Origin of the sequence: Psychroserpens mesophilus, from assembly GCF_050617655.1 — a bacterium.
GTDB classification, from domain to species: Bacteria; Bacteroidota; Bacteroidia; order Flavobacteriales; family Flavobacteriaceae; genus Psychroserpens; species Psychroserpens mesophilus_A.
The window spans coordinates 448109-462561 of the sequence record NZ_JBODQC010000002.1; the positions used below are offsets into that span (position 1 = coordinate 448109).

7 protein-coding genes are annotated in these 14453 nt (G+C 33.1%); all 7 read left to right on the forward strand.

Annotated elements, in window-relative coordinates; translation table 11 throughout:
• The first annotated feature begins 43 nt into the window (after positions 1–43).
• The 7 genes from ACRHNM_RS06355 to ACRHNM_RS06385 all read left to right on the forward strand — a co-directional run bounded on the left by ACRHNM_RS06355 (position 44) and on the right by ACRHNM_RS06385 (position 14315).
• Positions 44–1060, forward strand: coding sequence for a COX15/CtaA family protein (locus tag ACRHNM_RS06355; RefSeq protein ID WP_431134814.1), 1017 nt, complete (start codon positions 44–46; stop codon positions 1058–1060).
• 14 nt (positions 1061–1074) lie between these two features.
• On the forward strand, positions 1075–1596 hold the full coding sequence (locus ACRHNM_RS06360) for an IS1096 element passenger TnpR family protein (protein ID WP_431134816.1): 522 nt from the start codon (positions 1075–1077) through the stop codon (positions 1594–1596).
• 120 nt (positions 1597–1716) lie between these two features.
• Positions 1717–2613, forward strand: coding sequence for an ABC transporter ATP-binding protein (locus ACRHNM_RS06365; RefSeq protein ID WP_431134819.1), 897 nt, complete (start codon positions 1717–1719; stop codon positions 2611–2613).
• 54 nt (positions 2614–2667) lie between these two features.
• Positions 2668–3492: an ABC transporter permease gene (locus ACRHNM_RS06370; RefSeq protein WP_431134821.1), complete on the forward strand. Its 825-nt coding sequence runs from the start codon at positions 2668–2670 to the stop codon at positions 3490–3492.
• Positions 3493–3631: 139 nt separating this feature from the next.
• Complete coding sequence (locus ACRHNM_RS06375; protein WP_431134823.1) at positions 3632–7072, forward strand: T9SS type B sorting domain-containing protein; 3441 nt, start codon at positions 3632–3634, stop codon at positions 7070–7072.
• 42 nt (positions 7073–7114) lie between these two features.
• Entirely contained in the window at positions 7115–8959 is a 1845-nt protein-coding gene (locus ACRHNM_RS06380; RefSeq protein WP_431134825.1) for a gliding motility-associated C-terminal domain-containing protein, read from the forward strand.
• A 508-nt stretch (positions 8960–9467) separates the two neighbouring features.
• On the forward strand, positions 9468–14315 hold the full coding sequence (locus ACRHNM_RS06385; protein ID WP_431134827.1) for a choice-of-anchor L domain-containing protein: 4848 nt from the start codon (positions 9468–9470) through the stop codon (positions 14313–14315).
• Positions 14316–14453: the final 138 nt, after the last annotated feature.

Here is a 14453-nt window from a genome sequence, read left to right on the forward strand (position 1 = left end):
TTTAGTTTAAGTAATTGCTAGAGAAAAAGAAAAAACATAAAAAATGAAAAAGGACAACAAAAAGGTTATTTATTGGCTATTTACTGGTTGTATATTGATTTTTATCATGGTCATTGTAGGTGGTATTACCAGATTAACGCATTCTGGATTATCGATTTCTAATTACAAGCTTATTTCTGGAACTATTCCTCCTATGAATGAAGTTGAATGGCATGAGGCCTTCGATTTATATAAACAATATCCTGAATATCAAAAACTCAATACACATTTTGACTTAGAAGACTTTAAAGATATCTACTTCTGGGAATGGATTCATCGTGTTATTGGACGATTTATAGGTTTGGTATTTATACTTCCATTTATATACTTTATCATAACGAAACAACTCTCTAAGTCAACCATAAAAAAATCAATGATCCTCCTCTGTTTGGGAGGTTTTCAGGGTTTTTTAGGATGGTATATGGTCAAGAGTGGTTTAGTTGATAATCCAGATGTAAGCCATTACAGACTGGCCATGCATTTAACAACAGCATTTATCACCTTTGCCTATACCTTCTGGGTGGCATTAGATTTGATATTTCCCAATAAAAAAGATATTGATAAAGGCGTGAGAAACGTCATTAGATTTGGTATGGGAATTCTAATCCTTCAAATTATTTATGGTGCTTTTGTTGCTGGTTTAGATGCAGGTTTTATACACAACCACTGGCCAATGATGAGTGAAGGTAAATTCATGCATGAAACCGTTTATATAGAACACAGTCCGTTATATAAAAACTTTATTGAAGGAAAAAGCGGAGTTCAATTTGTTCACAGAACTTTAGCTTATGTCGTCGTTGCAATGATTCTTTTTATTTGGTATAAAGCAAAACGATTAATACTTACCAATAATCAACTATATGGCATTAATGCTTTATTAATTATGGTTGGACTTCAATTTTTACTGGGTGTTTTAACGATTATCTATGCAGTACCTGTTTGGCTGGGAGTTGTTCACCAAGTAGGTGCTTTTTTCTTACTAACAGCAATGACATTTACTTTGCATCGTTTCAGTAAATAATTTACTTTTGCATTATGATATACAGATTTAGAGTTATATTAGATAACGACACTGACGATGATGTATTTCGAGATATAGAAATTCTCGAAACAGATTCACTTGAAGACTTGCATAACGCGATTACGCAATCATTCGGCTTTGATGGATTAGAAATGGCGTCGTTTTATATCAGTAATGATGAATGGGATCAAGGAGAAGAAATTTCTATGTTTGACGTAAGTGAAGGTCATTCTTCTGTTCGTCTAATGAGCGAAACAGCTTTGAATGAGGTGGTTCATGAATCGCAAACCAAATTGATTTACGTTTACGATTTTCTAAGTATGTGGACCTTTTTGGTAGAACTTGCTGAAATTGTAGAACAAGCTGAAGGCACTGATTATCCTAACCTTATGTTTGTTCACGGACAAATTCCTGATACTGCTCCTGAAAAAAGTTTTGAAGCTGAAAATTTTGATGACTATGATGAGTTTGACGATGATGATGACTTAAACATCGATGACTACGATAATTTAGACTTTGACGAAAACTGGAATTAAAAGGTTTCTGCTTTTATATGTATTAATTAAGACGACACTGTAACAAAATAATGACAGTGTCGTCTTATTTTTAGAATCAACCTTTACTGAACTCTTTTCAGTAAAAAAATCAATCAAATTTTGGAATCTATTTTAACCATCAACAACCTTACTAAAAAATTTGGCTATCTCACTGCTGTTAAAGACTTATCGTTTACCATCAACAAAGGCAACGTCTATGGTATCTTAGGTCCAAATGGTAGCGGTAAATCCACGACACTTGGCATCGTTTTAAATGTGGTCAATAAAACCCAAGGAGACTTTCATTGGTTTGATGGACAAACATCTACTCATGATGCCTTAAAAAAAGTAGGTGCTATCATTGAGCGTCCAAACTTTTATCCATACATGACTGCAGAGCAAAATTTAAAACTTGTTTGTAGAATTAAAGATGTTGATCAAAGTAAAATAGCTGAAAAATTAGAAGTTGTTGGTTTATTAGATAGAAAAGATCACAAGTTTAAAACCTACTCCTTAGGTATGAAACAGCGTTTGGCTATTGCATCTGCTTTGCTAAATGATCCTGAAATATTAATTCTTGACGAGCCTACAAACGGTCTTGATCCTCAGGGAATTCACCAAATTCGTGCGATTATAAAACAAATTGCACGTCAAGGTACAACAATCCTTTTAGCCTCTCACCTTTTAGATGAAGTTGAAAAAGTGTGCTCACACGTGGTCGTGTTGAGAAAGGGCGAAAAACTATATTCTGGTCGTGTTGATGAAATGATCTCAAGTTATGGTTTTTTTGAATTGAAAGCCGAAAAACATAACGAGTTAGTAACACTATTGAAGAATGATTCATCTTTCGGAAACATAAAAGTTGAAGACCAACTCATCACTGCGTTTTTAAACCAACCCATGGATGCACCAACTTTTAATAAACTTATGTTTGAAAAAGGCATTGTATTATCTCATTTAGTAAAACGTAAAGAAAGTTTAGAAGAACAATTTTTACAACTTACAGACAACAATTAAAATTTGCCTGAGCTTAGTTTAAGGGGTAATCCATCAAAATAAAACCAATCCATCATGTTAAGACTTTTACAATTAGAATTACAAAAACTTTTACTCAACAGAGCGAGTAAAGTTTTGATATTTATATCCTTCGTATTGCCTTTTTTCGTTATTATATTATCGTCATTACGTATCGACTTTTTTGGTTTTTTTACCTTAGAATTGGGCCATTACGGACTTTTTAACTTTCCAATTGTTTGGCACATTACCACCTTTTTTGCTTCTCAGTTTAAATTCTTTTTCGCTATAGTAGTGGTCAGCATGATTGGTAACGAATACAGTAATAAAACAATTAAACAAAACCTTATTGATGGCCTTAGTAAAAAGGAATTTATACTCTCTAAGTTTTATACTATTGTATTCTTTTCAGCCATTGCTACATTTTTAATTTTTATTATTTGCTTATGCATAGGTTTATACTACTCTAGTATAAATGAAGCAAGTTTAATCTTTAGAGAAACAGAATTTTTATTAGCTTATTTTGTAAAACTGGTCGGCTTCTTTAGTTTGTGTTTGTTTTTAGGGATGTTAGTTAAACGTTCTGCTTTTGCACTCGCCTTTCTGTTTGTATTATATATTTTAGAATGGATTATTTTTGGCTTAATTACTTGGCAGGCGAATGCGGATATTGCTGAAAAAATTCAGAATTTCTTTCCGTTAAAATCAATGTATAAACTCATAGACCAACCATTTCAGAGAATTGCAATATCAAAAGCTCCTAACGGACAAGAATTTATGTACGACTTTGCAGTACATTGGTATGAAATTGCTATTGTTTTAGGTTGGACTGCTCTTTTTATCTTTTTATCCTATAGATTATTAAAAAAGAGGGATTTGTAATACTTTTATTCCTTAAGCTGTGTCTTTGCTAGTATAGTTTTATGTTAAAGTTCTACAGAAAATCATATTTTACGTAGTAATTTTAGCCTAAAAGCTGTTATATTATCGCAGACCGCTTAAGAAAATTGCTATTATTACAATGAAAAAGAAATCCCTTCTATTTTTAACGATACTGCTATGTAGTTTATTTACCTATTCACAACAAGAGGCTTCCTATTGGTACTTTGGACAAAATGCTGGCTTACGTTTTAATGCTGGAGCAGGAACTGTTACAGCAGTAACCGATGGTCAAATTAATACGCTTGAAGGCTGTACTTCTATTTCGGATGCTACAGGAAATTTATTGTTTTATACAGATGGTCAAACCGTCTGGAATCAAAACCATCAAATCATGCCAAATGGCGATTATTTTGGCGGAACAGGACTATTAGGAGACCCTTCAAGTACATCTTCAGGATTAATTGTACCTAAACCTCAAGATCCTTCACAATATTATATTTTTACAGTCGATGAACCTCATCATGATAATGCCAGTGCTTTTCCTAATCAATTTACAGGTAATTACGATAGTGGTGGAAGCGTTCCTGTTCAGGATGACGGTTTTAATAATGGTTTGAATTATTCGTTAGTCGATATCAATTTAGCTGGTGGTTTGGGAGATGTTGATCCTGTAGAAAAAAATATACCTTTAATTACTTACGACCCAACTGATCAAGATGAAATTTCATATAAATGTTCTGAAAAAATCACAGCCGTTAAAGCAGATGATTGCTCATCATTTTGGGTCATTACTCATTTTGTTGATCGATTTTATGCTTTTAAAGTAGATACAAATGGTGTTGATACCAATCCTGTAATTTCTACGGTTGGTCCTTCAGTTCCAGTGCAAGGTTACCGAAGAAATTCATTAGGATATATCAAAGCTTCTCCAGATGGGTCTAAAATTGCCGTTGCTCATTTTGGTTTTGCTACCACAACTGCTGGTAATGCTGCAGGAGGTGTTTATTTATTTGATTTTGATAATGACACTGGAATTGTATCTAATTCTATTGAACTTTATGGTCCTGAAAATAACGACAGTCCTTATGGTGTGGAATTTTCAGCAGAAAATAAAAAGGTATATGCTTCGGTTAATGATGGTCCGAATGGTAATGGAGCTAGCAGCATTTTACAATGGGATTTAGAAGCTCTTAATATACCTGCCTCTTTACAAATGGTTCACAGCTCTTCGTCGTTTAATGCTGGTGCTCTTCAACTTGGTATTGATAAGAGAATTTACAGAGCTCAGGTTAATTTTGCTAATTTACCTTCTTCTGGACGTTTTTTAGGTGTAATTCAAAACCCTGAAGCTGATGGCATGGCTGCCAACTATAATGAAAATGGTGTATTATTGGATGTCAATAATAATTTTAATAATTTAACTCGAATTGGATTACCTCCCTTTATTCAATCTTTATTCAATTCGCAAATTGACATCATTCAGAATGGCATTAGCACCACTGAATTAAAACTCTGTATAGGTGACAGCTACACACTATTAGCTGAAGACATTCCTGGAGCTGATTACACGTGGACAAAAGATGGACTGCCATTAGCAGAATCAACATTTCAGTTGTTAGTTGATGAACCCGGTTTTTACGAAGTGTTTATTGAACAGAATAATGGTGAATGTCCTATTGAAGGGGAAGCCGTAGTTGGTATATTTGACATCCCTACAGCAACCCAACCAGACAATCTAATTGCTTGTGACCAGTTTGGATTTTCTACCTTCGACCTTAGGATACAAGATGCCCAAGTATTAGACTCACAAAATCCTGATGATTACAGCGTTCGTTATTTTACCAGTCAAATTGATGCTGACACTGGTGAAAATGACATAATAGGAGACTTTACTAATACTGAAAACCCTCAAACCATTTATGCAAGAGTTGATAACAACAATAACCCTAATTGTTACGCAGTTACTTCGTTTGATTTAAACGTATTTATAACACCTACAATTGCTATTTTAGAGGATATTACTATATGTGATACAGATTTTAATACCAGTAGTATGGATGGCTTTGTAACGCTAACCCTTACTGATTTTAATCCGGATATTTTAATCGCCCAGGACGAAAATCAATACAGCATCACCTATCATCCAACTCAACTTGATGCAGATGATAACACTAATGTACTTCCTAACATTTTTACAAATACCATAGCATATACTCAAGAGATTTTTGTTCGTATGGAGAATAATGCCAACACAGATTGTTATTCAACAGACTCTTTTATTCTTACTGTTAAGGATGCTCCCGAAGCTATAGATACCACCATTTTTCAATGTGATGAAGATGGCATACCTGAAGGGTTTACAACTTACAATCTTAATCAAGTTTTTAATGACATTACTAATAATGCATCTGATAGAACTCTAAATTTCTATACATCTCTAACCGATTTAGAAAATAATGAAGATGAGATTGATCCAGATGCTTTTGAGAATTATTTTAATCCGCAACTCATTTATGCTTTAGTGACTAATACAACTACAGGATGCTCAAGTATTGCTGAAGTTACACTTCAAACCAGTTCAACCGCTTCAAATGATACCTTTTTAGAAACGTGTGACGACGATGGTATTGAAGATGGATTTTCAAATTTCAATCTCTCTGATGCTGAAAATGCTATCTTGTTTGGGTTGCCAGCAGGTCTGGATGTGGCATATTATGAAACATATAACGATGCGCTTGTTGAAGGTAATCCGATAGGTCCCAATTTTACCAATACCATTCCTTATTTTCAAACCATTTATGCACGTGTTGAAAATACCAATGCATGTTTCGGAATTAGCACTATTGAATTGACTGTTTTTGAATTACCAAATATTGAAATCGATGAAGAGTTATTGTATTGTCTAAATGACTACCCACAAACGATTACACTAACCAGCGGACTAATAAATGATATTCCAAATAACTACTATTACGAATGGTCAACTGGTGAAGACATGTTTGAAATTGAAGTTAATGAACCTGGAACATACACCGTTCGAGTCACCAATACAGATGGGTGTTTTAAAGATCGAACAATAACCGTTTTACCTTCTGATATTGCTACCATTACGGATATTCAAATTACAGATGCAACATCAAACAACAGTATCTCTGTTTTTGTATCAGGTGAAGGTATTTATGAATATGCTCTTGATAACATTTTTGGACCTTACCAAGAGAGTAATGTTTTTACTGATGTAGATTTCGGATTTCATACTGTCTATGTTCGTGATATTGAAAATGATTGTGGTATTACAGAAGAAAAAGTATCAGTGATTGGGTTTCCTAAATTTTTTACACCAGATGGTGATGAAATTAATGCCTTTTGGCAGGTAAAAGGTCTTTCACAACAATTTCAACCCAATACACAAATATTAATTTTTGATCGCTATGGAAAGCTACTAAGTGAGATTGATCCGCTTGGTCCAGGTTGGGATGGCACCTACAATGGTGCAGAAATGCCGTCTAGTGATTATTGGTTTGCAGTAACCCTTCAAGATGGTAGAGTATTTAGAAGTCATTTTGCCTTGAAACGTTAATTTTTTTTATATAAATTCACATATCAAAAAACACAACTCACCATGAGGTTTGGTAAATTTATAGTTTTACTTTTCATTCTAACTGTACCAGTTTCATCTTTTGGTCAAGGTATCGAGTTGTTTCAACAATTTAATGGACGATATGACTATACTGCCATTGGAAATACGCTTAATCCCTTTGAGAATAATTTAGATTTTAGTTTTTGTTTTCCTTTAGAATCCTCTGATGCTGACTTAAATTTATCATCTGATAACACAATTGTAGCGGTATATTTATATTGGGCTGGTTCTGGCTTTGGAGACACCTCTGTTGATTTAAATGGAACATCATTTGAAGCTGATGATATTTATCATGTAGATTATGAAAGTGATGATTATGGCACACTTCACTATTTTTCTTGCTACACAAATATCACAAGTTTTATAATTGATGAAGGAAATACAACTTACGAATTTTCAAATTTAGACATCACTGAAGATCTCACTAACTCCATTGGATATTGTCAAACGAGAACAAACTTTGGAGGATGGAGTATCTATATTATATATCAAAATGACAGCTTACCTTTAAATCAAATCAACTTATATCAAGGTTTAGAAATTATAAACAGTAACAATCAGGACAAAACAATCCTCATAGATAATTTAAATGTTATTGATAATGCTGGAGCAAAAATTGGATTTTTAGCATGGGAAGGTGATAATCATTTAAATTATGGAGAAAGTTTATCTTTTAATGGAAATACACTTTCGAATCCTCCTCTAAACTTTGCTGACAATGCGTTTAACGGAACCAACACCTTTACCAACTCTACGTCCTTTTACAATGGAGATTTAGATGTGTATGACATTCAGGATAATATCTCAATTGGAGATACCAACGCCATAATCAACATGACTACAGGAGTTCTAAATCCTGACGGAACAGTAACTGCAGATTTAATTATTTTGAATAATATTATTACTGTGCTTAACAGTCAACTTCCAGATGCTACAGTATCTATTGACGATTACAACGTAGATTGTTCAAATAGATTCGTTTCTATTGACTATACCGTTTATAATGTAAATAGCACAGCCCCTTTACCATCAAACACAAATATTGCTTTATATGCCAATGACTTATTGTTTTACGTGACCACTACACAAAATGAAATTCCTATAAATGGATTTGAACCGAATACAATTAATGTGCAAATACCAGATAATATAACTGATACAACAACATTTACTATAGTAATTGATGATGATGGAACAGGTATTGGCTCAGTGACAGAAATTAGCGAGATTAACAATAGCTTTGAAATAGAATTTGATGTATTCGTGCTTGATCCTGTAGAATTTTTACCTGATGTATCATCGTGTAATGAAGGTTTTAACTCAGCAAAATTTGATCTGGAAGCTGTTCTAAGTTCTAATAATATTGATACAATTACTAATGTTAATTTTTATAAAAGCCTATCAGATTTAGAAGCAAATACAAATGAAATTCTCATACCCGAAAGCTTCAATAATACAAGCAATCCACAAACTATTTATATAAGAATTGGTGATTTACCTTGCTATGATGTATATGCATTTGATATTTTAGTTGAAAATTGTCCTCCTGTTATACCCGAAGGCTTTTCTCCAAATGACGATACTATAAATGATTGGTTTAATATTCAAGGCCTCTACGATATCTTTGAAAAACACGAACTGAAAATTTTTAATAGATATGGAACGCTTATTTTTGAAGGCAACAATGACAAACCTTGGCAAGGCTTTATAAACAGAGGTTTAAATAATCATGGCAAACTTGTTCCTGTTGGTACTTACTTTTATATTATAAATTATAAAGATTCAAATTATGAACCTTCAGTAGGTTGGGTTTATGTCAACTACTAAAGTGTTAAAGTTTAATGCTATTCGTCGTATTTATTTGCCATATACCTTCCTAACTTCTAATTTTATTTTGAATTTATACGCTTTGTAATCTTTCCTTCACTATTACAAGTGATTATTAAACTTTTTTAATTATGACATATAATGTTATCAGTTCTCAAATTGCTGTTATTCAAATATGCGTTTAAATATCAACAACTATTCTATTTAATTAATTCACCATTCATTTTTAAAAAAAATTTAATTGTACCACAACATTTTTAAAATCCTACTCTATGATTTATGTGATGATTTATTTATTCATTTTTAAACCTAAGGAACGCAAATTATTAATCAAAAAAGTTTCAGAATTAGTATTATCTAAAAATGCCAAATGTTAATATTTTATGTATTTCGTCGTAAAAATTTGCGTTTCATCTAATTCGGTACTATATTTCGACAATTAAAATTTACAAATTAGCCCCAAGTCCCAAACCTCGTGGTTAACTGCCACGAACTTAACCGCTTAATAATGAATATTTTAAAACAATCCCTCGCAGTAATACTCTGCTTATTTTTTGGCTCATTATCTTATGGTCAACAAATTAGTATCGACAATTCTTTTACTGAACAACAATTAATTGTAGACAATTTAATTCAAGGTTGTGTAGAAACCTCTAATATAAGTTCGCAAGTTAACGGATCTGTTAATGGATTCAATAGTTTTGCATACTTTGACAAAGCAGGATCTAACTTCCCTTTTCAAAACGGAATCATGCTTTCTACTGGAAATCCTGTTTCTGGTGGTAACACTCAAAACAATGCCATATTGAATGAAGGTGAGACTAATTGGACTACAGATCCTGATTTAGAAGCAGCATTAGGCATTTCAGGAACCTTAAACGCGACATCTATTGAATTTGATTTTGTATCTGTCTCTAACCAGATTCAATTTAATTACATCTTAGCTTCCGAGGAATACTTTGGAAACTTTCCTTGTGAATACTCTGATGGATTCGCATTTCTTATTAAAGAAACTGGATCCAGTGATCCTTATACCAACATAGCCATTATACCAGGTACATCAACTCCTGTTAACACAAACACGATACATGATGACATTGTTGGATTCTGTTCTGCTTCAAACGAGGAATATTTTGAAGGTTACAACTTAGGAGACACAAATTATAATGGTCGTACAACTGTTATGACAGCAACAGCTTCTATTCTGCCAAACGTAGAATATCATATCAAAATTGTTATTGCTGATCAAACGGATAAAAACTATGATTCAGCTGTATTTATAGAAGGAAATAGCTTTAGTGCTAATGTTAACCTTGGAGATGACATTCAAACTTGTGCGACTAATGTAACCTTAGATGGTAATATTGACAATCCGCAAGCTGTTTATTCCTGGTTTTTAAATGGTGCTTTAATTCCTGGTGAGAACCAATCAACACTTGATGTTTCTCAGTCAGGAGATTATACAGTTTCAATAGAAATTCCTTTAACAAACTCTATTTGTGAGATTGAAGATACCGTAAATGTTTTATTAAGCTCAACACAATCAGCAGATGTGATTTCAGACTATCAGCTTTGTGATGACATTAGTGGTAATGGTGTAGAATTATTTGATTTATCTACTAAAGACGCTGAAGCTTTAGCCTCAGTTCCGTCTTCAAGTTATAATGTAAACTATCATTACACTCTAAATGATGCTTTAAATGGAATCAACCCAATCACCTCTCCAATTCAAAACATAACAAGTCCGCAAACCATATACGTTAAAATCGAAGACACCATAAATGGATGTCTCGCATTTCAAAGTTTTGATTTGATTGTAAACTCTTTACCAACTGTAATTGAGCCTACTCCATTAATAGTTTGTGATGATTCAAATTCTGATGGTGTAACCACGATTGATTTGTCGCAAAAAGATGATGAAATCACCAATGGTAATCTAGACTTACAAGTGACATATCACTTAACACAAAATGATGCAGACAACGGAGTTAATGCAGTTCCTTTACCATATGTGAACATCAATACCACCGAAACGTTATTTGTTAATGTAACAAATGTTAATACAGGTTGTTCGACCAGTACCGCAACTTTAGATATAGAAGTATTAGACAACCCTTCAATTAATACCGAACCACAATATTTAGATGCTTGCGATAATGATCATGACGGATTTGCCTTTTTTGATTTAACTTCGGTTACCACAGATGTTGTACAAGGCCTAACAGGTGTTGATGTAACATTTCATGAAACCCAAGAAGATGCAGATTTAGGCATTAATCCTATTGCCAACGAAAGTAATTATCAAAATATCGTGAGTGATCAACAAATTGTATTTATCAGAGTTGAAAACCAATCTACAGGATGTGCAAGTATAACTCCAATCGAACTTCATACTAATCTTTTACTAACAGCAACAAACATAAGAGATTTTAGCATCTGTGACATTGATAATGACGGAGGAGAAACATTTGATTTATTAAACATCACTCAAACCATACTTGGTGATTTAGAAGACATACTAGGTTATGAAATTCTAATTGATTTTTATTTATCTGAAAACGATAGAGATAACCAAATTAACCCTATTGACCCTTTAGTGCCTTTTGAGCCTTCAGAAAGTCCTCAAACACTATACATTACATTAACAAGTCCAACATGTCTGGAAACCGATAATTTTGAACTGCTTATCAACCCAATAGCAGAATTTGATTCTATAGGACTAGTAAGCGTATGTGGTACAGGACAGGATGGATTTACAACCATTGATTTAAGTCAGTTCAATGCTCAAATAACAGACAACCAAACCGGTTATACTGTAAGATATTTTGAGACAGAAGAAGATGCCAATGCAAATACGAATAGTTTACCTAATCAATATACAAATACTTCTAACCCACAAACTATATATTCAAGAATCTCATTTTCACAAACAGGTTGTGCAGACATAAATTCTTTCCAAATTGAAGTATTACCAGCTCCTGAGAGCAATACTCCTAATGATATTATCATTTGTGATGCAGATCAGGACGGCATATCATTGATTAATTTAAATGATAAAATTTCTGAATTGGTAACAACAATGACTAATAGAGTCATTACCTTTCATAATAGTCAATCTGACGCCAATAACGATATAAACCAAATAGTAAATACCTTTTCTTATTCTGCAAATACGGAAACCATTTTTGCTAGAATCGAAAATTTAACTACTGGTTGTTATACTACAGAAAGCTTTGAAGTAGTAGTAAATACATTACCTGTAGTTAATTCTATTAGCTTGTATAAGTTTTGTGAAATTGGAGATGATGGCATTGGAGAATTTGTATTTTCAACTCAAGATGCTGACATCCTAAATGGCCAAACCGGAAAAGAAGTTTTTTATTACGAAACGGCTTTAGATGCTCAAAACAATACAAATCCAATAGATAAAGATAACATTTACGTTAATACATCCAATCCTCAAACCATTTTTATTAGGGTTGAAAACCTAACAGATCCTAATTGTTATGCAACATCATCTTTTCCTATTGAAGTTGGTACTAATCCGTTATTTAATGAACCAACCGATATTTTTATCTGTGATGATATTACCAATGATGGTAGTGTAGAATTTGATTTTAGTGTACAACTTGCCGAAATAACTCAAGGCATAAGTGAGATTGAAGAGGTGAGTTTTCATACATCTCAGGAAAATGCTGAAAGCAATACTGATCCGTTGCCTCTAAATTTCAACAACACTGTTAATCCACAACAAATTTATGTAAGAATCAGCAATGGAACCATATGCGAATCCTATACGTCTTTTGTTCTTAATGTTATTGCTGCTCCAGATGTAAATCTACCACAACCTTTAGTGGAATGTGATGTGGATTACGATGGAATTATCACATTTGACCTAACGCTTTCAGAATTTGATATTTTAGATGTAAGACAGGATAATATTGAAATTTCTTATCACGAAACGCTTGAAGAATCATTTTTGCAAACCAATGCAATTTCAGATCCTGAAAACTACACCAACTTAACAGATAGACAAACCGTGTTTGTTCGTGTGACAAATACAATTTCAGATTGTTTTGTTTCTGTACCTTTGGATCTCATAGTAAACTTACCTCCTGCTATTAATGAAATTGCAAGCTTTACGGTTTGCGGCAACGACGCAAATACTACAGATTTAACAGAAATTAATGCAACATTATTAGAACAAACTGCAAATGTATTGGTAGATTATTATCCAACCTTGCAAGACGCAGAAGATCAAACTAATGTTTTAAATTCAAATTATAACTACTTAACGACTAGTGACACTATCTTTGCTCGTGTAGAGTTTTCTACAACACATTGTTTTTACATTCATGAATTTAGTGTACTCGTAAATCCTGCTCCAATAGCAAATCAACCTGCAGATTTAACAAGCTGTGATGATGACTATGATGGCTTTTATGAGTTTGACTTAAGTCAGCAAAATGCTGCGGTATTGGGAGGACAAAATTCTATGGATTTCACAGTGAGTTATTATGATGACATGATTCTTGCTGAAGAAGCAGAAAGTGCTTTACCTCTACTCTATGATGCAATTGACGGACAAACAATTTATGTTCGTATTGAAGATAACAACACTGGGTGTTATTCATTAACGCAATTTTCTACCATAGTAAATCCAAAACCTATAGTTGATATTGAAGATCAAGTGATTTGTCTAAATAATTTACCTTTACTTGTTAGTGCTAACACTAATCAAACAGGAGATGTCTATCTTTGGTCTACAAGTGAAACTACTCCAGAAATTGAAATTACTGAAATTGGTACCTACTCTGTAACCGTAACGTCACCTTATGGCTGTCAAACGACCAGTATTTTTAATGTTTCTGAATCTGAAACCGCAACAATCGAAATCACTGAAACTGTAGATTTTTCAGATCCAAATAACATTACGGTAACTGTTAGTGGTATTGGTAATTACTCTTATCAGTTAGATGATGATGAACCTCAGCTTTCAAGTGTTTTCCAAAATGTTAGTATTGGCTACCATACCTTAACAATTATAGATTTAAATGGTTGTGCTGAAGTTACAAAAGAGATTGTAGTTATCGATGCTCCTAAATTTATGACACCAAATAGCGATGGTTATTTTGATACCTGGCATATCACAGGTGTTGAAACCTTACCTGGAACAATCATTTACATTTATGATCGTTATGGTAAACTTTTAACACAACTAACCTCATCATCAGATGGTTGGGATGGCAGATATAATGGAAATTTAATGCCTGCTAACGACTATTGGTTTTTAGCTAAAGTAAGAAAAGGCTCGATTGCTTTTGATGTTAAAGGCCATTTTGCATTGAGATACTAAAAAAACACGTGTTTGAGAAATTGCATTTTAACTGATAAAAGTTCCGTTAAACACTATAAATTCTTAATAAACATTATTTTTTTTACATTCACAAGTTCTAGATTAAACGGCCCATGAAATCTACAAATTTAACTTTAT

Bases quoted from the DNA above. Each gene is read 5' to 3' on its own strand.
- ACRHNM_RS06355 (WP_431134814.1), top strand. From the start codon at position 44: ATGAAAAAGGACAACAAAAAGGTTATTTATTGGCTATTTACTGGTTGT.
- ACRHNM_RS06360 (WP_431134816.1), top strand. From the start codon at position 1,075: ATGATATACAGATTTAGAGTTATATTAGATAACGACACTGACGATGAT.
- ACRHNM_RS06370 (WP_431134821.1), top strand. From the start codon at position 2,668: ATGTTAAGACTTTTACAATTAGAATTACAAAAACTTTTACTCAACAGA.
- ACRHNM_RS06375 (WP_431134823.1), top strand. From the start codon at position 3,632: ATGAAAAAGAAATCCCTTCTATTTTTAACGATACTGCTATGTAGTTTA.
- ACRHNM_RS06380 (WP_431134825.1), top strand. From the start codon at position 7,115: ATGAGGTTTGGTAAATTTATAGTTTTACTTTTCATTCTAACTGTACCA.
- ACRHNM_RS06385 (WP_431134827.1), top strand. From the start codon at position 9,468: ATGAATATTTTAAAACAATCCCTCGCAGTAATACTCTGCTTATTTTTT.